Genomic DNA, 24609 nt, shown 5'->3' on the forward strand with positions numbered 1-24609 from the left:
GCAGGCTTTCATCGGGTACTCTGGTAGACGGTTTATGCTCTGCCAGAGATGCTGTGAAATGCTCTGCATGAGGAAGGTGGTTGGTGATCCTTTGTGAAATCCCTCAGAACGCTGCTTTATGCGCTTTTGTGTTTAAGTCTGATTCCAGCGTTGATTCTGGGCTGGAACCGCATTCAATTTGAGCGGGCCCAGCAGGTGACGGTGCTGACCATGGACATGCCCACCCTGCACGACCAGGCCCTTGCCCTTGGCAAAACCGACGATGAGTTGCTCTCCGAATACCGGAAGCGTGGGGTGAACGGTCTGGCCATTTACGAGGACATGGTCAAAGACCGCATTGACCGGGGAGAACTCATGATGGTCGGGGGTTATGCCCTGATGGCCCTGCACCCCGAGGCGAAGTTGCGTCCCAACTGGGCGTACTACCGCAGCCTGAAACCCGGGTCAGCAGAGGATCTGGTGACCCGCTACACCCTGAAATCCGAGAAGGCAGAGGTCGCCGGTCAAACGTGGTACGGCTTCCCGGTGGACCTCGCCTCCTATCCTGCAGGCCCCAACCTTGAAGAGATCAACCGCCGCAAGAGTGAAGGCTGGGTGGTGAGCTACCGTCCCTGGAACCACCCTGCGGTGATCCGTCCCGAGCAGTACCTTCCTGATGTACCCATCCTGATTTTCAACGGCCTGAACCTCTACAATTACGACCACCCTGAAAACCAGGAGCCCTATCTGGAGGCCATCCGCAAGTCGGGTGCTGCCGTGGGCCTGATCGAGTTCACCGAGCAGAAAGGCCTCTCCGACATGGCGAGGGTGCTGCCTGCGGTGCGGGTGTTCAGCCTGAGCCGGGATTACCAGGCGACCCTTGATCCCGAGGAGTTCGGCTCCAAGGTGGTGCTCGGGGCGCGTGAGCGGTACATGCAGGTGCTTTACGTGCGGCCTTTCAACACCATCGAAGACACCAACCTGATGATCGACAAGGTGATGAAGGGGCTGGAACTCGCCAGCATTCGTCTGGGCCAGCCCACACCTGAGGATTACCACCCCAGCACACTGCTGCGTGCCCTGAGCTGCGTGGGTCCTCTGGTGGCCTTGCTGCTGGTGGTGATGTCTTATCCATTGCAATGGCTGGGTCGTCTGGCTGGACTGGGCACCCTCGGTCTGGCTGTGGTGGTGGCCGGTCCCAACCTGATGGCTTTCTCCCTGCTTGCCGCCATGGTGTTTCCTGCACTGGGCTTTCTGCTTTACCGCAAGACCCCCTGGGACTGGCTGAGGGCCACCCTGATCAGCTTCATGGGGGTGTTCTTCCTGACGGCCATCGGGACCACCCGTGGAGGCATGCTGGGTCTGGACCCTTTTGAAGGGGTTTCCCTGACCCTTCTGATGCCCGTGGCCCTGTACCTGGGCAGCCTGTTTCCCGACCAGGACATCCGCAAGACCCTCAGCGACCTGTACAACACCAAAATTCAGGCTGGAGACCTTGTGGTGGCCGGAATCGGTCTGGTGGTGATTGCCCTGGTGGTGCTTCGCCGTGGAAATGCCACAGGGGCCAGTGTGTCCGAGGCGGAAGCCGCCCTGCGGGAGTTCTTGCAAAACGGCATGGTCCGTCCGCGCTTCAAGGACATCATGGGGCACCCTGCTGCCATTCTGGGCCTGAGCGGGCATTTCCCGCCTTACATCACCATCGCATTCATGACGGTGGGGGTGATTGGTCAGGCCAGTCTGGTCAACACCTTTGAGCACTTCCACACGCCCCTCCTGATCAGTCTGCTGCGTGCCGTGAATGGTGTGGCTTTTGGGGCAGTGGTTGGCTTTGTGCTGCTGCCCATCGTGCGCTGGCTTGTGAACTGGTTCAAGCAGTACCGGGTGGTGCGGGCATGAAAGTGCTGCTCAGCGGTTACTACGGATTCGACAACACTGGAGATGAGGCCATCTTGCTGGCCATCACCCGTGAACTGAAGGCCATGGGTCATGAGCCCTGGGTGCTCAGCAACAACCCTGACCAGACCGAGGCCTTCACCGGAGCAAAGGCGTTCCCTCGCATGAAACCTCTGGGCTTGCTCTCTGCTCTGGCAGGGTGCCAGGTGCTGCTTTCCGGTGGGGGAGGCCTCCTGCAGGACAAAACCAGCAGCCGCAACCTCACCTATTACCTGACTGTGATCCAGACGGCAAAGATGCTGGGCAAGCGGGTGGCGGTCTTCAACCAGAGCATCGGACCCCTGACCGAAGAAGGCAAAAAGCGCATTCAGGGACCCCTGGCCCGCACGGTCAACATCGTGCGGGACCAGAAAAGCAAAAACCTGCTGGAAAGCCTGGGGCTGCAAGCCCATCTGGGGGGTGATCCTGCCCTCCTCCTGAAACCCTCAAAGACCCTGCCCAGAGACCCCAACCGCATTGTGATTGCCCCCAGAGGGGACGAAAAGGACATCACGGACCGCCTGAAACCCGTGGTGCGGGACCTGACTGCAAGGGGCTTTAGGGTGCAGATCATCTCTTTTCACCCCCATGTGGACGATGTGGCCGCACGTGCCCTTGAGCAGGCCGGGCAGAATGTGGAGGTGCTCTCCACCAGTGATCCACAGCTGGCCCTCGATCAGATTTCTGCTGCCGGGCACGTGATCGGCGTGCGCCTGCATGCGGTCATTCTGGCCGCAGCTGCACGGGTCAAATTCACCGGCATCCACTATGATCCCAAAGTGGAGGGTTTTTGCGATGACGCCCTGATGCCCACCTTCCCCAGAGATTTCAACCCATCTGAACTGCTGCACACCATCATCCGGGACGCCAGACCCGACTGGACAGGTGTGGAAGCCATGACCCTCAGGGCCAGAGAGAGTTTCAGGCTGGCTGTGGAAGGCAAGTAAAAGCGATCAGCAATCAGCTTTCAGCGGTCAGCAAGCTGTGAAGCATTGGGGGATGAAACCTGTCACCGGACACGGAAGCATCCCCCAATTTTCATTCCTGCAATCTGCTGATGCTGGACCTTCATATGCTCAAAAGCATCTTCCAGAGATGTTTTTGCTGACTGCTGACGGCTGAAAGCTGATCGCTCCTAGGGCAGAGGCACCTGACGGATGCGGCGGTAAGGTTGCGGCTCGTTTCCTCCGTTTCCATCCGCCACGAACAGGGCAGAGCCTCCGGGTTTCACATCGATTCCTTCCTGACCATAGAACTGGGCTTCGAGCAGTGGGCCATCTTTGAATCCAGCCGTTCCACTGCCTGCGATGGTGCTGACTTTGCCCCCACTGATCTTGCGGATGCGATGGTTTCCATTGTCTGACACATACACGTTTCCGGCACCGTCCACTGCCAGATCCTGAAGGCCTTTGAACAGGGCTTCAGAGAGGTTGCCATCTTTGTACCCACCGGGTCCACACACGCCCGCGAAGGTCGTCACCACCCCGGCAGGGGTCACCCGCCGGACACAGTTGTTGCCAGAATCTGCCACCAGCACATCACTTCCAAGCACGGCAAGGCCATAAGGGGTGTTGAAATTGGCTCCATCCCCTGTGCCATCCTGGTAAGCTCCAGGGCCACGCAATCCGGCCAGTTGCACAACTTCGGGATTTGCCCCACTCAGGTCGATGCGCATGATCACGTTGTTCGTGCGGTCAGAGAGGTAAATTCTGCCATCTGCGGCCACCACCAGCCCACGCTCCCGACCTTCGTTGATGTTGTCCACCGGAATGGTGTGGTTCCCGTTGCTGACATCAATCTTCCACAGGCTGCTTCTGGGTTGTCCGGTGCTGTCCCTGTCGGTGCTGACATACAGAAAGCCCATGTGGTAATCGATCCCAAATGGCCTGCTGAAGGTGGGATCGGTGAACAGTGTGCTCACGGTGCCATCTGGTGTGATTTTGCGGATGCGTCCGGGGTTGTCGTCATGGAAGTCGGCAACATAGAGGTTTCCGGCATCATCGAAAGCCAGGTTGACCGGGTTGTGAAACTGGGCAGCAGCACCTTTGCCATCTGCGGTGCCTTCTGTCCCACTTCCTGCAAAGGTGCTGACCTGCGGTATGGGAACAGGGTTGGAGGGGTTGCAGGAAAAGAACAGGCCTGCACTGAGTGCCGCAAAAACCAGCCATCGTCTCATGTGAAACCTCCTTGCAGAACTTTCACACGCCGGGGCAGAGGGCAGGAAAAAGGCGTGGTTCTCTCAGAATAGCTGTTTCTGGCTCTGCGTACTGCAAAAACAAACACCCCTTCCAGAATGGAAGGGGTGTCTTGATGAGCAGAAGGTTTAGAACTTGCGTCCAGCGAGGGCTGCGCCAATCACGCCAGCATCGGTGCCAAGGGCGGCCAGACGGATTTCAGGGCGCACATCAAAGTTGCCCAGTCGGTCAATGGCCACATCCCGCACGAAGTTGATGAAGTAATCTCCGACGCTGCTGACCCCACCCCCGAGCACGAACACTTCAGGGTCGATGGTGAGCTGCAGGTTGGCGACCAGCGTACCGATGTGGGTCATGGCGGTTTCCACCACACGTTTTGCAATGGGGTGACCGTCCTGCGCAAGCTGGAAGGCTTCTGCAGTGGTGGTGGGCTTGTTGAGGGCAAAGCTGGCATCTCTGGCAATGGCAGTGCCGCTGCAGAGGGCTTCAAGGCCACCGACCACGCCGGAACCCGCGACGGTGCCATAAGGCAGGGCGGTCACGTGACCGATTTCTCCGCCCACACCGTGCGCCCCACGGATGACGCGGCCATTCAGCACGATGCCCCCACCGATCCCGGTGGAGATGGTGATGAACACGCTGGAGTCGGTGCCGCGACCTGCACCGTACACCCCTTCACCGAGGGCGGCGGCGTTGGCGTCGTTCTCGATGTCCACGTGCATGTTCAGTTTCTCAGCGAGGTAGCTGCGCACAGGCACATTTTCAAAACCGTAAATGTTGGGGGCAAATTTCACCATGCCCTGTTTGAAATCCAGAGGCCCGGGGAGACCCACGCCGACGGTTTCCAGGTCAGGCACGTGCTGCCTGAGTTCTTCCACCTGTCTTGCGATTTGATCCAGAACGCTGACCCAGCCGTCTTTGGGGGTGGGTTCCACGCTCTTATGGGTGATGCTGCCTTCCTGCACCACTGCAACTGCAATCTTGGTGCCTCCTAGGTCTACGCCGATCAGTGACATTAAACTTCCTCCTGTGGGGTCAAAAAGCGGGACAGAAATTCCCTGACAGGGTCAGGGAGCACGGCAGAGCTCATGGTCTGGGGATCAATCCCGACCTGCACGCTTCTGGCAGTGGTGCACACCACGCCATCTGCCAGAACCTGATAGGCCATCTCGAAACTGCTCTTTCCGATGCGAACAATTTTCGTTTCAACCTGCACACGCTGCCCCAGCTTGATTTCGCGTTTGAAATCCAGGCTGATGTGGGCCAGCACGAAATTGAAATTCGGGATGCCTGCCAGTCTCGCTTCGGTGACCAGCTGCATGCGGGCCACTTCCAGGTACTGCACATAGGCAGCATTGTTGATGTGACCCAGCATGTCGGTATCTCCGAACCGGATCTGGATGTCAGTGACGAGTGGGCTGGGCATACGCTTCAGTGTAACAAGGCCACTTCGTGTTTGACGATAACAAAGATAAATGTCTAGATGCGGTTGGGCTGAGAAAGTGCTTTCAGGTGTTTGCACCCATCAGAATCCCACAGCGACCCCACATCAACACCAGCCAAACTTCTTTATACTGATTCCTGATGAAACGCCCTCCCATCCTCATGGTTCTTTTAAGTGTTCTGGCCGGGCTGGGCATCATTCAGATGACGGTGCTGATCGGGTACAGCATTTACCGCACCGTGGAATTCCATCAGCAGATCGGGGAACTCGAATCCAGGGTGGCCCTTTTGAAGCAGGACGTCGATGACCTCAAAAACATGCGCCAGAAATCCTTCAATCCTGAATTCCTGCGGCAGCTTGCCCGCTGCCAGGGTTTTGTGGGCGAAAACGAAGAGGTTCTGGTGGACAACAAGGCCCTGCAGGATGTCAATGAGGCGGAGTGCAGGTTGCCTGTTTTAAGGCCATAAAGCGGTCAGCGATCAGCCTTCAGCGGTCAGAGAAAAACACTGTGTCTTTGAAATGTATGCCTGGACAGCATTTCGAAGTGCTGGTGGCAAAAAAAGCTGATTCATGCCGGTCCAACAGCTCAGAGCACTCAGAGGCTTTTGGCTGATCGCTGACCGCTGAAAGCTGACGGCTCATGGTATAACCAGTCTCGTGCTAGCTGACCTTGTGCGTATTGCCCAGACGCCCGCCCCCTCCCATCAGGAACACCAGCGGGCTGCCCTGATTGCTGCCATGTGGCAGGAACTCGGGTACACCCCGCAGCAGGATGAGGTGGGAAATGTCTTCTTGAAACTCGGTCCCACCGAGGGGAAGGCCTTGCTGCTCAGTGCCCACCTGGACACAGTTTTTGGGTTTGATGTGCCTCATGTGGTGCAGGAAAGAAATGGCCGTCTGGTGGGTCCCGGGGTGGGGGACAACAGCGCAAGCCTCACCGTTCTGACCCGGTTTCTGAAGACCCTCAAAGCAGATCAGCTTCGCAAGCCCCTGTGGGTGCTTGCCAATGTCGGCGAGGAAGGCCTCGGGGACCTGAAGGGCATCAAGCACTTTCTGCAGCACCACCACCAGGGCATCCACCGTTATGTTGCGCTGGATGGCTACCTGGGCATGGTGGTGACCCAGACCGTGGGGTCCAAACGTTACAAAGTCACCTTCAAAACCCCCGGAGGGCACTCCTGGGGAGACAACGCCCCTTCTGCAGTGCATGCGCTGGGTGCAGCCATTGCCCAGCTTTATGCCATGCAGATTCCCAGAGAGCCCCGCACCACTTTGAATGTGGGGACGGTTTCAGGGGGCACCAGCGTGAACACCATTGCCGGACACGCAGAATTCCTGCTGGACCTGCGTTCCCTGGACGTGCACAACCTGACCCATCTGGAAGCAAAAGCCCTGGATGTGATCCGCAATGCTGCCCGTGAAGTGGGGGCCAGTGTGGACCTGGAACGGGTGGGGAACCGGCCTGCGGGTGACCTGCAAAACCACGACCTTGTGCGCCTGATCAAATCTGCAGGGTCAAGGCTGGATCTGGATTTCCGTCAGGTGGCCAGCAGCACGGATGCCAATGCTGCTGTGACTTACGGCATTCCTGCGGTGGCAATGGGCGTGTACCTCGGTGGCAATGCCCACAGGCAGGACGAATGGGTGCAGCCTTCCAGCATGAAGACCGGTCTGGCCCTGCTGCAGCAGGTGGTGGAGGCTTACCAGAAACTGCCTGAGTAAGGTTGGGTTGCCGCTCTGTCTCTGGGGATCTCCACTGGAATTGTAAGACCTGTTGCTGGCTGGCCCAGCCAGCAACAGGTCCTGTGATTCGCGTCATTTCAGGATCAGCTTGTTGTGCATAAGATGAGAGGGTAGCTCACAACTCAGGTTGCTACAGGAAGAAGGCCACATGAAACATCTGCGCAATTGGGTGCTCTCTGCTGCTGTGCTGCTGTCCACTTCTGCACTTGCCACCCCAGCAACGTCCATCTTCAAGTCCTACCAGACGGTTTTTGCGGAAGCTGGAAAACAACTTCCTGAAGCCGAACTCTGGGAAGGGGGCTTCACCTATTTTGATGAGTCCGGTGAAGAATGGTCCTGGGATTACGATGATCCCAACCTGACCGTGGAAGGTGAACACCTCGTCATCGTGGCCTTTGGCGATGGAGAAGTGCTCACCGATATGGATCTGGTGGTCACCGACGCTGCAGGCAATGTGCTGGGCAAAGACGCAGATGAGGACAATTACGCCATTGTGGACTTCAAAGCCCCCGGAGGCACGATCACCATCACCATGAAGGCCTTTGAAACCAAACGGGCCAACGAAGGTTATGGCGGATACATGATTTTCCGCCTCCCCAACTGACCTCCAGTCCAGAACATCCGTAAAAATTCAGGTCTGGTGTTCCCCAGACCTGAATTTTGCATGAAACACTGGAATCGTGAGATGGAATGCATGATTTTTTCAATGTTTGAAACGTAAAAAAGGCTTCGCTCAATTGTGGATACAGCAATTTCGGCAGAAATGTTATCATGGGGGCGTGGCTGGCGTGAAATTGCAACGAACCTGCAGACAGTGTCTGACCGAATGGACCGTGGACAAAGCCCATGAAGACCGGCTTTCCAAAGAAGCCTCGGATGTCGGAGGCATGGTCACCGACATCATGAACGTGGACCTTGGCAAAATGGTCCGCAACCGATTCAAAATTGGCCTCTCACAGAGTTCCCGGGAGAACACCACCCTCAGCAACCGCGCCATTGCATCCCAGGAACTGAAAAGCATGCGTCGCTGTCCCAGTTGTCGCACCCCTGACTATTTCGATGAGAGACGCATCGAGATCACCGAAGATGTGATTTTTGGGGCTGCCCCTGAAGCTGCACCCAGTCCGGCTCCCGTGCTGACCAGCCAGAGCCCTGCTGCACCCTCAACTGCTGCTGCCGTCACGGCCAGCAGAGCAGAACCCGAAGTCCCCATGGGAACCACTGGCCCCCTCAAAAGCGTCAATGATTTCCTGCAGGAACTCGACAACCTGCTCGACCTCCTCACCACCGGGAAAATCAGCAGTGAGGAATACAGCCAGCGCAGGCAGCAGATCATGAAATTCATCGAGATGGTTTAAGACTTCTGTTCTGAACGTTTACGGGCCATCCATGCTTGATGGCCCGTTTTTTATTGTTTGAAGACAAAGGTGTTGCGCACCGTCTTGGCCTGATACATCGCAGCATCAGCCATGCGCACAATCTGCTGGAGGTCGCGGCCATGCTCCGGGACCAGAGCGATCCCAATGCTGATGCCCACCCTTGCGGTGCCCGCAGAGAGGTGTACAGGCTCATCCACCGCCTGCAGCATCTTTTCTGCCAGGATGTGGGCCTGCGCTTCCTGCGCACCTGGGAGCAGCAGGCCAAATTCATCTCCGGAGAGTCTGAACCAGATGCCAGTTTCAGGAGCAACACCTTGCAAGCGTTCCACGATGATGTTCAGCAGTTCATCGCCACTTTCATGGCCGTAGGTGTCGTTCACCTGTTTGAAACGGTCCAGATCCATGAAGAAAAATGCAGCCTGCTCCTGACCGTCCAGCAGGTTCTGACCGTAAGCCCACAGGTAATGGCGGTTGTACAGTCCGGTCAGGGCGTCATGGTAGGCCATGTGCTGCACCCGCGCCTCGTGGGCCTTGCGTTCGGTGATGTCGAGGGCCACCAGCATCACACAGGGCTGGTGCTGGATGTCCAGCATCTGGCCACTGAGCAGGAAAACCCGCTGCTCACCATTTTTCAGCAGGTGGTGCACTTCCATTTTGACTTCGTGTTCGCTCTTCAGGGCGTCCAGCCATTTTCTGCGTTCCTCAGGAAAGGCCCACAGGTCGATGTCGATGTCCCGCATGCCCAGCAGGGTGGACGCTGGATGTCCGTAAAGCGTTGCAAAGGCGGTGTTGATGTCCAGAAAGCGGTGCTGGTCGAGCGAGAGCAGGGCAGAGGGCAGGGGATTGGAGTGAAAAATCTTGGAGAAACGCTCATGGGAAGCCTGGATTTCCAGCTCGGCGGTCTTGCGGTCACTGATGTCCCTCAGGTTGACCACCACCCCCTGCACCACCGGATCATCCAGCAGGTTGCGGGCAAAGATCTCCAGCCACACATGCCCGGTGGAGGTCACATGGCGCACCTCAAGCTGCTTTTCTTCTCCCGGAGCCTGACGAACTTCTTCCCAGAAAGCCCGCACTTTGCGACGGTCCTCTGCAACCACCTGCATGGGAATCCCCTCTCCCAGCCTGACCTCAAGCTCAGGGAACAGGTGATGGAGGGAACCCCCAATGTAGCGGATTCTGGCGTGCTGATCCATCAGCATCAGGGCATCTGAACTGGTTTCACTGAGGATGCGGAAGTACTGCTCCCGCAGCTCAAGCTGCTGGCGGGATTCCTCCAGACTGGAGAGCATGTGGTTGATGTCCTGGCTGAGCATGCCCAGTTCATCCCTGCCTTCTTCCCTGAGGCGTGCCCTGGGATCACGGGTGAGGCGGATCTGGCGCACAGCCTCACTGAGCCCTGCCATGCGGGACAGCACCGTGCGGTTCAGCAGAATCAGGGGAACCATTGTGGTGAACAGCACCATCACCACGATGGTCAAAAGCAGGTACTGGCGGGTGTGGTCCAGCACAGGTGAGAGCAGGCGTCCTCCAGTGCTCTTCAGCAGGTAGATGGGGTGCTGCAGCGAGTCTTTCAGCAGCAGGTAGGAGGTGAAGGTGTTGCCTCTGGCAAAGACCAGCACCTCTTCTGTTTGCAGACGCTCAAAAAGGTCCGGTTCTTTCTGGAGGGGAAGGAGTTCCAGCTTCACATGGCTGCGTTCCCCGATGACATTCAGTGCCCGGGCGTCAATCAGGCGGCCCATCAGCAGGTAACCATTGGGTTTTTTCAGAGACAGGCTGTCGCGGACCGGAGCCACCGAAAAGGTCATCAGGCCACTGGGGGTCTGGATCAGGCCCCTCTCTGCCTTCTGGAGGGTTTGCAGCAACCCAGGGGTCATCCAGGATGGGCGTTTCAGGTACTTTTTGCTGTCCCAGTCCATCCACACGTCATACACCCGCCTGAGCGTCAGGTCATGGTAGGACATCACATTGATGCGCAGACCATGCAGGGCTTCCAGGGTCAGGTTGCTGCCAATGAAGTCCTGTGTGGGTTTTTCAATGAAATCGTAAGAGTCGTCCCACAGGGCCCAGTCTGCCCGGTTGATGTCATCGAGGGTCTGGGCCTCATGGTGCAGGTCCTCCACCACCCGTTCCAGACGGGTGCGCTCCATGATGCGCTCGGTGTTGGAAAAGGTGTATTGCAGCAAGGCCTCCACCAGAAAAAACAACACGAGGGCCACCAGAGCCGAGCTGACGCCCAGCACCAGAAGACTTCGCAGTCGCAGATTCATGATGGAACCCCCATCGTGTTTCCATTCTGGCAGGTGAACCGTCACAGGACTCTTCTGTGGTGTTGTCAGATCTGAAAAGAAAAAAGATGGGCAGTGATGCCCATCCTCATCTGCCCATTTCCTTTTTACATTCCGCCCAGCAGCATCCCTGTGTACCAGTCGGTGATCTGGGGTCCGTACAGCAGGGCCACAAAACCCCCCAGGGCCAGGAAAGGCCCGAATTTGATCCTGCGGTTTTTCGAGACGGCGTAAATCAGGATTCCCAGAATGGCCCCCAGGAAAATGGCCAGGGCCAGACTCACAAACACATTTGAAACGCCCACAAAAGCGCCAATCATGGCCATCAGTTTCACATCCCCGAATCCCATGGCGATGGGGTCCAGGTCTTCTTCAGCAATGTCCTCTTCCACCTCAGGGGCCAGCCACCAGTAAAAACCAGCGATCAGGGAAGCGATGCCTGCCCCTGCCATCAGGCCTTGCAGGGTGGTCAGCATGGTGGTGATCAGGTTGGCATCCAGACCCATGTTCACCTTCACCACCAGGCTGATCAGGATGCCAGGAAAGGTGATGAAATCGGGAATGCGCAGGTAACGCCTCATGGCGAAATTGATCAGCATGGCCAGCAGCACAGCCCCGGCAGCCCACCATGGACCCAACCACATGCCCACCAGTGCACCCAGGTTCAGGGTCTGGTAATCGATGGGAAATGAAGGGTATTTTGCTTCCCTGAAGCGCCTCAGCAGGTAAGAGCCCAGGTTGCCCACCAGGGCCAGAATGCCCGCACCGTAAAGGGCTGCTGTAAAAGCATCTTTCACCCCGGGCAGATGGAAGAAGTACCCTCCCTGTTTTTCATTCACCCACGCAAAGCCCAGACCCACCAGCAGACCCACCAGGCTCAGGGAATCGGGAATGGTGTAGGTTTGCAGATCAATGACGCTGATGGCCAGCAAGACCGTGAAAAAGAAAAAGAGTCCCAGCAGGCTTGCCCCCACATCCTGAATGGGGAAGAAATACGCCAGCAGACCATACCCGATTGCAGAAATGGTTTCGATGATCGGATACTGCGCACTGATGGGTGCACGGCAGTAACGGCACTTCCCGCCCAGAAGAAGCCAGGAGAACACCGGAAACAGGTCCATGGGATGCAACTGGTGGTTGCAGTTCGGGCAGTGGCTCGGGGGGAAGGCAATGGATTCACCACGCGGAATGCGGTAAATCAGCACGTTGGTGAAAGAGCCAACGAGTGCACCCAGGATCACGGCCACGGTGATGATGAAAGCACTGGGGAATTCAGTGGGGAATGCTGTGGGATTCACCGTTTCAGTTTACAGGCATTCGATCCACAGGCAAACCACGAAAAACCCCGGGAGTTTCCCGGGGTGGTGGGCTGAAACTCATTCGCCTCTGCTGATGGTGTAGTAGTAGTCTCCAGCGAACATGGGGTTCTTCAGGCGGCCCTGAATCCTCTTGTTCTGCACATAGGTGCTGAGGGGCTGACCCAGCGGAATGAAAGCTGCATCTTCATACCCTGTGCGGGCAATCTCCTGATACAACTCCACCCGGCGATCGTTGTCTGTGGAGGCCACAGCTTCGGTGATCCGCTGGTCGAGCTCTGGATTTTTGTACCCGATCTGGGCACCGTAATTGCCCGTGGACTGCAAGAAGGGCTGTGCGAAGTTGTGGGGATCGGCGTAGTCTGCACCCCATGCTCCGGCCCAGACGGTCATCTGGTTGGCGGCAGACTGGGAGAGGATCTGGCTGAAGGCCAGTTCACGCACTTCCAGCTTGAATCTGGGGTTGATTTTCTGCAGGGTGGTCCTCAGGATGTCCAGGGCACGCTGGCGTCCGGTGTTGCCAGTGTTGTAAAAGACCGGAAGCTCAAACCCCTTCTCCCAGACTTCGCCTCCCCAGGCTTTCTTGAAGTATTCCGCAGACGCTTCAGGATCATAGGTGTAGGCAGGCAGGTCCTCACTGTAACCCGGCAGACCCTCGATCAGGATGGTGCCTGCCCTCTTGCTGAGGTTCTGGGTCACTTCCCGGATGTACGAATCGTAATCAAAAGCGGTGGCAAAACCTTTACGCACATTCTCATCGCTGAAGAAGTTGGCCGGAATGCCTTTGCCGTCCAGTTTTCCACTGCCCAGATAATTGGTCCCTTTGGGGTCGATGTTCTGGTTCATGAACAGACCCACCAGGCTCAGACCAGAGGCCTTCTCCACCGTCAGGTTGTCTTTCTTTTCCAGCTGGGGCAGGGCCGTGGGGGTCATGGCATTGGGGAGGGCCATGTCGGCGTCTCCGGCATCCAGCATCTGGATGCGGGTGTTTTCATCTTCCACACTCTGGATGATCACGCGCTCCAGCCTGGCGGGTTCACGCCAGTAATCGTCGTTGCGTTTGAGCGAGACTGCCTTGCCCACATCGTAACGCTCAATGGTGAAGGGGCCAGATCCCACCGGACCCTGGTCCAGCTTGCCTGATCCTTCTGCGAGGTTGCTGAACTGCTCCCAGGTGTCTGCCGTGCCGTCCCAGTCCCCTCTGGCAATGGCATCTTCCCTGGAGTAGATGGCACTGGGATAGGTGGCGAGCACCCCAAGGAAAGGAGCGAAGGGTTTGGCCAGACGGAAAACCACAGTGTTCTCGTCCGTGGCTTCCACAGCCTGGTCGATCTGTTCAAAGGTGAAATTCCCATCCCGCACAGGTTCTGCCTTGCCCAGCAAGGGTTCGGTGAGCAGCAGGGCAGGCCCGATGTCGGTGGAATAGACCATCATGCGCTCGATGGAGTACTCCACATCTTCTGCGGTCACAGGTTTGCCGTCTGAGAATTTGGCATCCGCATTCAGTTTGACGGTGTAGGTGAGGCCGTCTTCGCTGATTCCACCGTTTTCCACAGAAGGAACTTCGGCAGCAAGGAGCGGAACATAAGTGTCTGCACTCTCCCCGTCATAGAAAAGCAGGGTCTCCAGGGTGTTCTGGATGATCTCACCACAGGCAGAGTCGTAACAGTATGCAGGGTCAAAACGGGACCAGTCCCCGAAACTCAGGGTCACCAGGTTCCCGGCATTTTTATCGCCCTGTCCTGCACAGGAAACCAGTGCAGCGGTCAGGCCGAACAGCAGCAGATGCTTTTTCACAGGGTGTCCTCCTCCGGGCAGTGCACCACAGAAATGGGGAGAGGCCCAGAACTAGAGATCAAGAATAATGTCTCAGACGTATAACAGCAATGCTTTTTTGATTGAGTAAATTTTTAAGATTCTCTTGTCTTTGTGCATGGCCTCCCTTCCAGGTCCCTCCTGGGCCTGCTGTTTTGTGCATGCACAGCCCTGTTTTCAAGATGAAACACCAGTGAGAGGTGCATGTGTGGGGTTCTGGAGCGTTCAGAGCGCAGGCTCCACCTGTCTGAAGCACTTCACCTCTCTGGGCAGGACAGGCAGGTTAAAGTGGGTGCATGAAACTGCTGATGATCTTCCCCCACCCCGACGATGAGGTGTACGGTGCAGCAGGCACCATCCTGAACCTGACCACAAAAGGCGAAACGGTCGGTCTCGTGACCCTCACTCACGGGGAAAAAGGCCGCACCCTGGGTCTTGCAGATGGACCCGAAGAACTTGCAAAAGTGCGCAGCCAGGAACTGAAAAACTGCCTGGAAGTGCTGGGCATTCAGGTCCACGAACACCACCACTTCCCCGATGGCGGCCTCAAGCAGCACGACTTTGAAGAACTGGTGCAGGTGTGCATGGACGCCATCAGCAGACACCGCCCTGAAATCCTGCTCACCTTCCAGCCCAACGGCAGCAACGGGCACCCCGACCATGTCACCACCAGCAAGGTTGTGCTGGAGGCTTTCGAACGGCTCGGGAAACCCTGCACCCTTTGGTTCTACGCCGGGGATGAGCCCTACAACGAGGAACTCGCCAAAATTCACCTGTACCCCAACGTGCGTTTCAATGTGATCCACCACATCGCCCAGAAACTCAGGGCCATCAGCATGCACCGCACCCAGGCCCTCTCCACCGTGGATTTCTTCCGCAGGGCCGCTGAACGCATTCCCGAAGAAACGTTTCACCAGTACCATCCAGAGTTGCAGGAACAGACCGTGATTCCCACCTGAGAAGCTTTCAGCGGTCAGCCGTCAGCAAAAGATGTTTTTGAGCTTTCTCAACTGCAAAGCTGCAGAAGGGCCCAGATCAAAAGCCAGTCCCGTGGTCTGGTTTTTTCATCCATCTGGTGGTCATGGCCTTCTGCCTTCTGCTTTCTGCATCCCCCAGTCCTGATGAGCCAGGAACTCTGCAATCCTCCTGTGCTGAACGCTGATTGCTGATCGCTGACTGCTGACTGCTCCTGCCTCCAAAGTGCTATATTGGTTCTGCATAGAGTGATTGTTGTGGACCACCCACAAAAACCAGCTCTTTCCGCACGCCTCATCCCTGAAGGCGTGTGCTTTCAGGTGGATGCACCTGACCCATGACCTTCTTCAAAGAGGAATCCCATGCAAAACCCCAAAGGCGACCTGATCGACTATTGTCGTGCCCAGAAACTCCGCAACCCCAAATTTGAGACCCGTGGAACCGGACCCGAACACGAACCCCTCTTCATCACCGATGTGATCATCAACGATGAGGTGCGTGCCACCGGACAGGGCAGCAGCAAACGCGAAAGCGAACGCACCGCCAGCCTGCTGGCGCTTGAATCCCTCACCGCACAGTTCGGTCCCATCAAAACCAAGGACCCGCAACGCAAAACCACCGACCGCCCCCTCAGGCTCGGTTACGCTGGAGGCACCATGGAAGGCCCCTACCCCATTTATGCAGATGTGCTCTCCCAGGCCCTGGTCGTGGCCAACAGCCGTGTGGATTCCAGCCGCCGTGGCCCGGAAAGCATCGACATGGTGCGCCGCCTGACCCTGGACCTGTACAAGGGTCTGCTGGAAGAGCTCGGTGCAGTGGCAGAAGTTCCCCAGGTGGAAGTCAAAGAAGCGTGATTCCCTTCAAAGGTGTGCTCTTCGACATGGACGGGGTCCTGGTCGACAACAACCGCTTTCACCGTCAGGCTTGGAAGGAAACTGCAAAGGAACTGCTGGGCCTCGACCTCTCCGAACACGACCTCGACACCAAAGTGGACGGGGGACGCAACCCCGAAATCCAGGAACGCCTCACCGGAAAGAAACCCACCCCTGAAGAGGCACAGCACCTGCACAACTTCAAGGAGGACCTCTATCGCAAGGCTGCAAAGGGCAACATGCAGGAGGTTGCAGGTCTGAGCGCCTACCTGCAACTCCTGCAGGACGCAGGCATCCCCTACGCGATGGTCACCAGTGCAGACCGGGTGAATGTGGAATTTGGCCTCACCGAACTGGGCCTGTCCCACGCGTTCCCCCTCAGGATCATGGGTGAGGACGTTCAGAACGGCAAACCCCACCCCGAGCCCTACCTGAAGGGGGCCGCTCTGCTGGGCTTTGACCCTCGGGACTGCCTGGTGCACGAAGATGCCATTTTCGGTGTTCAGAGTGGTGTGAATTCTGGAGCCACCGTCTGCGCCCTTTCCACCACCCAGACCGAAGAAAAACTCCGTGAAGCAGGAGCAAAATGGGTGGTCCGGGATTTTCTGGAGTGGATGCGGGAAGTGGGCTCACAGTAAGATCCCCGTACCCCTCCCCTCCGTCATCTCCCTCCTCCCTTTTTCCCTCCCACCCTGTAACCTGTTTTCTGTGAAAGGCAAGGAAGCAGAGGACCGTGCCCTCAAGTACCTGCTTGGACTCGGGCATGTGCTCCTGAAGCGCAATTACCGCATCCGGGGAGGAGAGGTGGACCTGATCACCCGGGCTCCAGATGGGACGGTGGTGTTCACGGAGGTGAAGCACCGCAGCAAGACCGATTTTGGGCATCCGCTGGAAACCATCACCCCCAGGAAAGTGAGGCTCTTGTGGCGCACGGCTTTGCGTTTCCTGGGGCGTGATGATGTGAGTTGCCGTTTTGATGCCATCACCATCACCGGAGATGTGCAAGCAGGACAGCTGAAACATGAAGAGTCGATTGTGACGGGTGGGGAACACTAGCCGCCCAGACCTCGTACATTGAGGTATGAACAGAGCGAACGGACCACTGATTGCTGGACTTGTGATTGTTCTCCTCATCGTGATCTTCTTCTTGCAAAACATGCTGGGCTACAATGCCACCGCCCGCATCAGCTTCCTGTTTTTGTATGGGTACATCAAAACCGGATGGCTGATCCTGTGGTGCCTGCTGGGTGGAGGTCTGGCCGGTTTCCTGCTGGCCCAGGCCATGCGCAGGCGCTGAAACAGGGGTGCAGACAGACAGCTGGAATTTTCCAGCTGTTTTGCTTTCTGAGGCACGATTTCTTGAATGGAATCCCGTAGAATGACCCCATGAGCCTGATTGAACAGTATTATGCGGCCTTCAACGCCCGTGACTGGGACACCTTTTTCTCTCTGGTGCACGAGGATGTGGTGCACGACCTGAACCAGGGTCCCAGAGAAGTTGGGCTGGAGGCGTTCAAAGCATTCATGGAGCGCATGAACCGCAGTTACAGCGAGAAGCTCAGGGACATTCAGGTGATGTACAGCCAGGACGGCACCCGTGCTGCTGCAGAGTACGTGGTGGATGGCACCTATCTGGCAGACGATGAGGGGCTTCCGGCAGCCACAGGCCAGACCTATTCTCTGCCCGGAGGCGCCTTCTTTGAAATTGAAAATGGCAAGATCCGCCGGATCACCAATTGCTACAACCTCACCGACTGGATTCGTCAGGTGTCCGTTTGATGACCCTGGAAGCCATCAGCGGACCAGACCTGGGAAGCGTGATCCCCGAACTGGCCCGTCTGCGCATCCGGGTGTTCAGGGATTTTCCGTACCTCTATGAGGGCAGTGCTGAATACGAGGCGAAGTACCTGCAGACTTACCTGGATTGTCCCAGAAGCGTGATCGTGGTGGCCCGGGATGGGGACACCATCGTTGGGGCTTCAAGTGCCCTGCCCATTGAAGACGAGATGGAGGAGATCAAAGCCCCTTTCCTCAAGGCTGGATTTGATCTTTCTGAGGTGTTCTACCTGGCCGAATCGGTGCTTCTGCCAGAGTACAGAGGTCAGGGCATTGGGGTGAAGTTCTTCGAGGCCCGGGAAGCCCATGCAAAACAGCTCGGGGGGTTCAGGTACGCCACCTTCTGCGCTGTGGACAGGAAAGAAGACCATCCGCTGCGTCCTGCCGATTACACACCTCTGGATGCCTTCTGGCAGAAACGCGGCTACCAGAAGCGCGAGGACCTGCACACCCACCTGTCCTGGCAGGAGATCACGGAGCGTGAAGAGTCCCTCAAAAGGATGACCTTCTGGCTTAGAGAACTCTAGGGATCTGAAAATACAATTCTAAATGAGGTGCTCCCCTCACACAGAAAGGTCGACCATTGAAAGTAGCCCTTGCACAATACCCCGTCAGCTTTCTGCACTCCTGGCAGGAGTACGAAGAGAAGATCACCCGCTGGGTCGATGAGGCCAGCACGGCGGGTGCAGACCTGCTGGTCTTCCCGGAGTATGCCAGCATGGAACTCGCCTCGCTGTTCACCGATGACATCCGTGAAGTGGTGCTCAGGCAGATCGATGAGATGCAGAACCTGCTCCCGGAGGTGCTGGACCTGCACCGCAGGCTGGCCCAGGAGCACAGCGTGTACATCCTGGCCGGAAGTTTTCCCGTGCAGACGGAAGAGGGCACCGTGAACCGGGCCCACTTCTTCAACCCGCATGGAAGCATGGACTTTCAGGACAAATGCATCATGACCCGCTTCGAGAACGAACAGTGGGGCATCCAGGGGGGAGACCATCTGAAGGTGTTTGAGACCCGGCATGGCAAGGTGGGCGTCCTGATCTGCTACGACAGCGAGTTCCCGCTGCTGGCCCGCCAGCTCACCGATGCCGGCGCAGATGTCCTGCTGGTCCCGAGCTGCACCGACACCATGAACGGTTTTTACCGGGTGCGGGTCGGCTCACAGGCCCGTGCGCTGGAAAACCAGTGTTTCGTGCTGCAGTCTCCACTGGTGGGGGGAGCACCCTGGTCGGAGGCCATCGACATCAATCTGGGACAGGCTGCGGTGTACACGCCTCCCGATTATGGCTTTCCGCCCAACGGCATTCTGACAGAGGGAGAACTCAACGCTCCCCAGTGGCTGTACGCCAATCTGGACCTCAGTGCACTCAGAGAAGTGCGCCGGAACGGACAGGTGTTCAACAACCGCGACTGGCCGCACCAGCTGCCAGGGCGTGACCTCAAGGTGGTCGATTTCGCGTGAAACGTTTGCTGTCCCTGCTCCTCCTGCTTTCTCCTGCTGCTTTTGCACAGGACGCCCTGTTTCCAGCGTATGGGAACGAAAAACTCGATGTGGTCCGTTACGATCTGGACCTGCGCATTGATCCTGTGCAGAATGTCCTGCAGGGGAGTGCTGCTGTGCGGGTCAAACTGGCATCTGGCCTCAGAGAAGTGGACCTTGATCTTTCGGGTCGCCTCTCGGTTTCGAAGGTGACGGTCGGAGGGCAGGAGGTGGCCTTCTCCCAGAGCAATGACAGGCTGCACATCGGGCCCCTCAAGTCCCTGTCCAGGGAAGTCACCCTCAACATCAGCTATTCCGGCATGCCCAGAGGCATCGCTGACCCTTCTGCCCCCGACTGGGATCTGGGCTGGACGCAGGCAGGAAACAGCACCTATGTGGTCAGTGAACCGGTGGGCTCGTTCACCTGGTTTCCGGTGAATGACTTCGTTCCAGACAAGGCGCTGTACACCTTCAAGGTGACCGTTCCGAAGCCTTATGTGGCCGTGGCAAACGGCCTGCTCACTGAAACAGTGAATGGGACAACCGAAACCACCTATGTGTGGGACAACAAGAAGCCCATGGCAGCTTATCTGGCAACAGTGAATGTGGGACAGTTTGAGCTGCAACAGCTGCAAACCTCAAAAGGCCTTCCGGTCCTGAACTACTTTGCTCCTGGAACCTCCCAGAAGGCAAAAGATACCCTTGCCCTTGCTCCGCAGATCATGGATTACTTCGAAAGCCTGATCGGTCCCTATCCTTTTGAGGCCGCAGGAGGTCTGGTGGTGGGTCCCGATCTGCCCTTCGCCCTGGAAAACCAGACCCGTCCCATTTATGGTTCCAGCATTGCAGAACTGGAATTCGTGGTGGCCCACGAAATTGCCCACCAGTGGTTCGGGAACAGCGTGACCCCGAAAACCTGGAGGGACATGTGGCTCAATGAAGGCTTCTCCTCCTACTTCCATGCCCTGTGGGTGAACCACAGCATCACCAGGATTGATGCCCTGGAAATTGACATGCGGCAGGCCTACCGGGATGTACAGCAACGCAGGGATGGCTCCCTGACCATCGAAACCCCAGAAGAACTCTTCGGGGAAGGGGTCTATGACCGGGGGGCGGTGGCCCTGCATGTGCTCAGGAAGCAGGTGGGAGACGAAAAGTTCTTCCGCACCATCCGCACCTATTACCGCCGTTACATGCACAAAACCGCTGGCATCGAAGACTTCCTGCGCATCGCAAAGACCGTCACAGGTCAGGGTGCCCTGATCGACACCTGGAGCCAGCAGTGGATCTATCAGGAGGCATTGCCCCCTTACCCCGGGCAGTAAGAGCCATCAGCAGTCAGCGATCAGCGTTCAGAGAAAGGCCCCTGCACTTGCTGCAAGGGGCCTTTAAATGCTGTCAGTGGGCGACCCTCAGGCTCCAAATTCAGTGCATTTGTGTGTTTCCCCTGACCGCTGGTTGCTGACTGCTGAACGCTCCATAGGCCATTTAGCTGAACCCACCCGTCCATTACTCCGAGTGTCTTTCGGGTCACACTCTTTTAAGCTGGGTTTACAGCTGTCTAAATGACAGAAATGGGATGTCTCTTCATCTGAAAGACGCGTTTTTCCCGGGTTGGAGGGCCCCAGGCCACCCGACCGACAGCCTTCAGGAGTGTGTATGCAACGTTATCTCAACATTCTCGGACAGTACCTCAGTCCACTGAAAGGCAAGGTGGCCGTTTTGCTCCTTGCCATGCTGGCCGGAATCGGGCTGCAGCTGTGGATTCCGCAGATCACCCGCAATTTCATTGATGCTGCCACGCAGAAAGGTCCCGAAGGAACCCTGATTCAGCTTGCAGTGATGTTTCTGGTGTTTGCCCTGCTCAACCAGGGGTTCAGCACCCTGTCCACCTACCTCAGTGCCGACATTGGCTGGACCACCACCAACGCCCTCAGGGTGGATCTGTTCCGTCGGGTGATGCGCCTGGACATGCGTTTTCACAAGGACCGCACCCCCGGAGAACTGATCGAGCGCATTGATGGTGATGTCACCAGCATCTCCAACTTCTTCTCCCAGTTTGTGGTGCGCGTGACCTCCAGTGCCTTGCTTGCAGTGGGCATTCTGGCCTTGCTCTGGCGGGAAGACTGGCGGGTCGGTCTGATCATCACCGCTTATGTGGTGGTGATTTTCTTTGTGCTTCAAAAGCGTGCCGAAGTCGCCGTACCTGCCACCCGTCTGGAACGGGAAGCCAGTGCCAGCATGTTCGGGTTCATTGAAGAACGGCTTGCAGGTCTTGATGACATCCGGGCCAACGGCGCAGGCCGTTACACCATGAACCGCATGCACCACGTGGCCAAAGACTGGCTGAACAAGAACCTGAAATCCTGGTACATGCGCTCGACCATCTGGACCAGCATGATGGTGCTGTTTTCACTGGGTTACTGCCTGACCCTCGGGGTGGGCGTTTATTTCTTCCAGCAGGGTCTGATCACCCTGGGCACCGTGTACCTGTTTTTCAATTACATGCGCATGCTGGAAGCTCCGCTGGATGAAATCACCCGCCAGATGCAGGAATTCCAGAAAGCCAGTGCAGGCATTCTGCGAGTGGAAGAACTGCAGAATGAGAAAATCGACATCGAGGACAACGGAACACAGCACCTGCCTCAGGGTGCCCTGAGTGTGAATTTCGACAACCTCACTTTTGCTTACGGAGACCACCTGGTCCTCAAGGGCCTCAACTTCGACCTGAAACCCGGAGAGGTGCTGGGTCTGCTGGGCCGCACAGGGAGTGGAAAATCCACCCTGGTCCGTCTGCTGTTCAGGCTTTATGACCCCACTTCAGGCACCCTCAAACTTGGAGGGCTGGATTCCAGAGAAGTGCCTCTCAAGGAACTGCGTCAGAAAGTCGGGATGGTCACGCAGGACGTGCAACTGTTCCACGCCTCCATCCGCGAGAACCTGACCTTCTTTGACCCCAGCATTCCGGATTCCAGAATTCACGCTGTGCTGAAAGAACTTGCGATGGACAGCTGGGTGGATGCCCTCCCTGAGGGGCTGGACACCAAACTGCAGGCCAATGGTGCAGGACTCAGTGCAGGAGAATCCCAGCTTCTGGCTTTTGCCCGCGTGTTCCTGCAGGACCCCGGACTGGTCATTCTGGATGAACCCTCAAGCCGTCTGGACCCGGCCACCGAGCGTCACCTGAATCAGGCGATAGGGCGTTTGCTCAAAGGCCGCACCGGGATCATCATTGCCCACCGTCTCGACACCGTCGAACGTGCCGACAAGATCATGGTGCTCTCCCAGGGCGAAATCCTGGAGTTTGGTGAACGCGAAGCCCTCAAACAAGACCGTTCCAGCCGTTATTCCCAGATGCTCAGAGTCAGCCGGGCCGACAACCTGGAAGAAGAACTCGAGAAATTAGGAGTCTGATCCCATGGCCACACAAGCCCCCCCAAGACGCACCCTCTCAACCTGGCAGTACATGCGGCATGTGCTGTCCTATCGCCAGGGCCACTTCATCTGGAACGCCATCACCTGGACGGCCTTTCATGCCATTCCAGCGAGTTTTGGCTGGTTCTTCAAACTGATCTTCGACAAACTTTCGGGTGAATCACAGGCAGGCCTGAACGTCTGGACCCTGATTGCCCTGCTCGTCACCGTGTACATGAGCCGTGTGCTGGTGTTCCGGGTGGCCTTCGACACCTTCAGCAAGTACTACCTGATGATCACGGCCTATCTGCGCCGCAACATGATGGATTACCTGCTGAATGCCCCGGGTTCTCGCCTGATGCCCGAATCAAGCAGCGAAGCCGTTTCCCGCTTCCGGGACGATGCTGAAGACGTGACCCGCTATGCCGAGAACTGGATTGACGTGTGGGGCATCTTCCTGCAGGCCGCCATTGCCATCGGGCTTCTGTACTTCGTGGACCCGATCATTGCGGCCCTGGTGACCACCCCTCTTTTCCTGATGACGCTCCTGATGCGCCGCCTGTCTCCGGTGATCCGCACCTACCGCAAGCGCATGCGGGAAGCGACCTCTGCTGTGACCGACTTCATTGGAGAGTCTTTCAATGCCGTGCAGGCCGTGAAAGTGGCTTCCAAAGAAGAACCCATGACCCATCACTTTGAGACCCTGGGTGAAACCAGACGCAAAGCGGCCCTCAAGGATGTCCTCCTGATCGAACTGATCCGCAGTGCCAACACGGGCCTGGTGAACATCGGCATGGGTGTGGTCCTGATGCTGGCCGCCTCCAAGATGCGCACCGGGGATTTCACCGTCGGGGACTTTGCCCTGTTCATGCAGTTTCTGCCCAACATCACCGGATGCCTGACCTTCCTGGGTGACGTGATGGCCCAGCACAAACGGGTCCGGGTGGCCTTTGACCGCATCGAGCACCTGCTGCAGGACGCCGAGCCTGAGCAGATCGTGAACCGCACCCCTCTGGAATTCCTGGGAGAAGTGCCAGAGTATGTGCCCACCTCTTCGGAGTACACCCCTCTGGAAGCGCTGGAAGTGCGAGGTCTTTCTTACCAGTATCCTGATTCCAGCAGTGGCATCAGGGACATCACGTTTACCGTGCAGCGCAAGGACTTCGTGGTGATCACCGGACGCATCGGGGCAGGGAAGACCACCCTGATCCGTGCCCTGCAGGGATTGTTGCCCAAAGACTCCGGAACTGTGCTTTGGAACGGAGAACTGGTGCAGGATGCAGCAACCTTCTTCACTCCCCCTCACTCTGCTTACACGGCACAGGTGCCCAGACTCTTCAGTGAAACCCTGCAGGACAACATCCTGCTGGGAGACCGCAGAAATGCTGCTCTGGACAATGCTCTGGATCTTGCAGTGATGGGACCGGATGTCAGCACCCTGGAATCGGGCCTCAACACCATGGTCGGCACCCGCGGGGTGAAGCTTTCCGGGGGGCAGGTGCAACGCGCCAGTGCAGCCCGCATGTTCACCCGTGAAGCCGATCTGCTGATCTTCGACGACCTTTCAAGTGCGCTGGACGTGCAGACCGAGAAGCAACTCTGGGAAGGCCTGTTCCAGTCCCGTGAAGTGACCTGCCTGGTGGTCAGCCACAGGCGTGTTGCCCTGCAACGCGCCACCCACATCATTGTCCTCAAAGACGGTGAAATTGAGGCCCAGGGCAGCCTGGAAGAACTGCTGCAGAACAGCAGTGAGATGCAGAAACTCTGGGACGAAAACGCTTAAACACCATCTCAAATGACATCTGTAGGGGCGGGCCGCTGGCTCGCCCTGATGTTTTGATCCAGGAATCACCCCATCCAAATCAGCCATTCTTCCTGCCAGAAGATGGCTGATTTCTCTATTGCTGATGGGACCACACGTGTTTTAGGATTCTGTTGTGA

Annotated in this window: 23 protein-coding genes; 17 read left to right on the top strand and 6 right to left on the bottom strand. The window is 57.2% G+C overall.

The annotated features are described in order from the left end of the window. Positions 1-93: 93 nt before the first annotated feature. On the top strand, positions 94-1875 hold the full coding sequence (locus DC3_RS06685; protein ID WP_146883311.1) for a DUF5693 family protein: 1782 nt from the start codon (positions 94-96) through the stop codon (positions 1873-1875). Further along, positions 1872-2858 carry a polysaccharide pyruvyl transferase CsaB gene (gene csaB / locus DC3_RS06690; RefSeq protein WP_146883313.1) on the top strand — a complete coding sequence of 329 codons (987 nt, stop codon included), beginning with the start codon at positions 1872-1874 and terminating at the stop codon, positions 2856-2858. Before DC3_RS06685 ends, csaB begins: the two co-directional genes overlap by 4 nt. A gap of 188 nt (positions 2859-3046) precedes the next feature. Here csaB and DC3_RS06695 read toward each other — a convergent pair whose 3' ends face one another. The 3 genes from DC3_RS06695 to DC3_RS06705 all read right to left on the bottom strand — a co-directional run bounded on the left by DC3_RS06695 (position 3047) and on the right by DC3_RS06705 (position 5532). Continuing rightward, positions 3047-4087, bottom strand: coding sequence for an NHL repeat-containing protein (locus DC3_RS06695; RefSeq protein WP_146883315.1), 1041 nt, complete (start codon positions 4085-4087; stop codon positions 3047-3049). Positions 4088-4234: 147 nt separating this feature from the next. Beyond that, entirely contained in the window at positions 4235-5122 is an 888-nt protein-coding gene (locus tag DC3_RS06700) for an ROK family protein (RefSeq protein ID WP_146883317.1), read from the bottom strand. Further along, complete coding sequence (locus tag DC3_RS06705) at positions 5122-5532, bottom strand: acyl-CoA thioesterase (protein ID WP_146883319.1); 411 nt, start codon at positions 5530-5532, stop codon at positions 5122-5124. The genes DC3_RS06700 and DC3_RS06705 overlap by 1 nt, the downstream gene beginning before the upstream one ends. Positions 5533-5690: 158 nt before the next feature. On the opposite strand from DC3_RS06705, the gene DC3_RS06710 reads away from it, so the two are divergent. From DC3_RS06710 to DC3_RS06725, 4 genes are all read left to right on the top strand, one after another. Further along, positions 5691-6017, top strand: a complete 327-nt coding sequence (locus DC3_RS06710; protein ID WP_146883321.1) for a septum formation initiator family protein — start codon at positions 5691-5693, stop codon at positions 6015-6017. Between the two features lie 190 nt (positions 6018-6207). Beyond that, complete coding sequence (locus tag DC3_RS06715) at positions 6208-7272, top strand: M20/M25/M40 family metallo-hydrolase (RefSeq protein WP_246130575.1); 1065 nt, start codon at positions 6208-6210, stop codon at positions 7270-7272. Positions 7273-7441: 169 nt separating this feature from the next. Next, positions 7442-7897 carry a hypothetical protein gene (locus DC3_RS06720; protein ID WP_146883323.1) on the top strand — a complete coding sequence of 152 codons (456 nt, stop codon included), beginning with the start codon at positions 7442-7444 and terminating at the stop codon, positions 7895-7897. A gap of 175 nt (positions 7898-8072) precedes the next feature. After that, on the top strand, positions 8073-8651 hold the full coding sequence (locus tag DC3_RS06725; protein WP_146883325.1) for a hypothetical protein: 579 nt from the start codon (positions 8073-8075) through the stop codon (positions 8649-8651). 50 nt (positions 8652-8701) lie between these two features. Here DC3_RS06725 and DC3_RS06730 read toward each other — a convergent pair whose 3' ends face one another. The 3 genes from DC3_RS06730 to DC3_RS06740 all read right to left on the bottom strand — a co-directional run bounded on the left by DC3_RS06730 (position 8702) and on the right by DC3_RS06740 (position 14073). Then, the gene (locus tag DC3_RS06730; protein ID WP_146883326.1) at positions 8702-10942 is read right to left on the bottom strand and encodes a diguanylate cyclase domain-containing protein; all 2241 of its coding nucleotides are present in this window, start codon (positions 10940-10942) and stop codon (positions 8702-8704) included. A gap of 125 nt (positions 10943-11067) precedes the next feature. Next, on the bottom strand, positions 11068-12258 hold the full coding sequence (locus DC3_RS06735) for a prepilin peptidase (protein ID WP_246130577.1): 1191 nt from the start codon (positions 12256-12258) through the stop codon (positions 11068-11070). A 78-nt stretch (positions 12259-12336) separates the two neighbouring features. Next, on the bottom strand, positions 12337-14073 hold the full coding sequence (locus tag DC3_RS06740; protein WP_246130578.1) for an ABC transporter substrate-binding protein: 1737 nt from the start codon (positions 14071-14073) through the stop codon (positions 12337-12339). Between the two features lie 314 nt (positions 14074-14387). On the opposite strand from DC3_RS06740, the gene DC3_RS06745 reads away from it, so the two are divergent. The 11 genes from DC3_RS06745 to DC3_RS06795 all read left to right on the top strand — a co-directional run bounded on the left by DC3_RS06745 (position 14388) and on the right by DC3_RS06795 (position 24451). After that, positions 14388-15050 (top strand): PIG-L deacetylase family protein, encoded by a 663-nt coding sequence (locus DC3_RS06745; protein ID WP_146883328.1) that lies wholly within the window; start codon positions 14388-14390, stop codon positions 15048-15050. Positions 15051-15428: 378 nt separating this feature from the next. Next, positions 15429-15920, top strand: a complete 492-nt coding sequence (locus DC3_RS06750; protein ID WP_146883330.1) for a putative dsRNA-binding protein — start codon at positions 15429-15431, stop codon at positions 15918-15920. Beyond that, on the top strand, positions 15917-16576 hold the full coding sequence (locus DC3_RS06755; RefSeq protein ID WP_281292442.1) for an HAD family hydrolase: 660 nt from the start codon (positions 15917-15919) through the stop codon (positions 16574-16576). The genes DC3_RS06750 and DC3_RS06755 overlap by 4 nt, the downstream gene beginning before the upstream one ends. Before the next feature lie 70 nt (positions 16577-16646). After that, entirely contained in the window at positions 16647-16994 is a 348-nt protein-coding gene (locus tag DC3_RS06760; RefSeq protein WP_146883332.1) for a YraN family protein, read from the top strand. Positions 16995-17019: 25 nt separating this feature from the next. Continuing rightward, positions 17020-17235, top strand: a complete 216-nt coding sequence (locus tag DC3_RS06765; protein WP_146883334.1) for a hypothetical protein — start codon at positions 17020-17022, stop codon at positions 17233-17235. An 89-nt stretch (positions 17236-17324) separates the two neighbouring features. Beyond that, positions 17325-17717 carry a ketosteroid isomerase-related protein gene (locus DC3_RS06770; protein ID WP_146883336.1) on the top strand — a complete coding sequence of 131 codons (393 nt, stop codon included), beginning with the start codon at positions 17325-17327 and terminating at the stop codon, positions 17715-17717. Next, positions 17717-18301 (top strand): GNAT family N-acetyltransferase, encoded by a 585-nt coding sequence (locus DC3_RS06775; protein ID WP_146883338.1) that lies wholly within the window; start codon positions 17717-17719, stop codon positions 18299-18301. Before DC3_RS06770 ends, DC3_RS06775 begins: the two co-directional genes overlap by 1 nt. Before the next feature lie 56 nt (positions 18302-18357). Further along, on the top strand, positions 18358-19236 hold the full coding sequence (locus tag DC3_RS06780) for a carbon-nitrogen hydrolase family protein (RefSeq protein ID WP_146883340.1): 879 nt from the start codon (positions 18358-18360) through the stop codon (positions 19234-19236). Further along, the gene (locus DC3_RS06785) at positions 19233-20579 is read left to right on the top strand and encodes a M1 family metallopeptidase (RefSeq protein ID WP_146883342.1); all 1347 of its coding nucleotides are present in this window, start codon (positions 19233-19235) and stop codon (positions 20577-20579) included. The genes DC3_RS06780 and DC3_RS06785 overlap by 4 nt, the downstream gene beginning before the upstream one ends. A gap of 334 nt (positions 20580-20913) precedes the next feature. After that, positions 20914-22668, top strand: coding sequence for an ABC transporter ATP-binding protein (locus DC3_RS06790; RefSeq protein WP_146883344.1), 1755 nt, complete (start codon positions 20914-20916; stop codon positions 22666-22668). Between the two features lie 4 nt (positions 22669-22672). Then, a complete protein-coding gene (locus tag DC3_RS06795; RefSeq protein WP_146883346.1) occupies positions 22673-24451 on the top strand; it encodes an ABC transporter ATP-binding protein in 1779 nt (592 codons plus the stop codon). Positions 24452-24609: the final 158 nt, after the last annotated feature.

The organism is Deinococcus cellulosilyticus NBRC 106333 = KACC 11606, assembly GCF_007990775.1.
In the GTDB taxonomy this organism is placed as follows: Bacteria; Deinococcota; Deinococci; order Deinococcales; family Deinococcaceae; genus Deinococcus_C; species Deinococcus_C cellulosilyticus.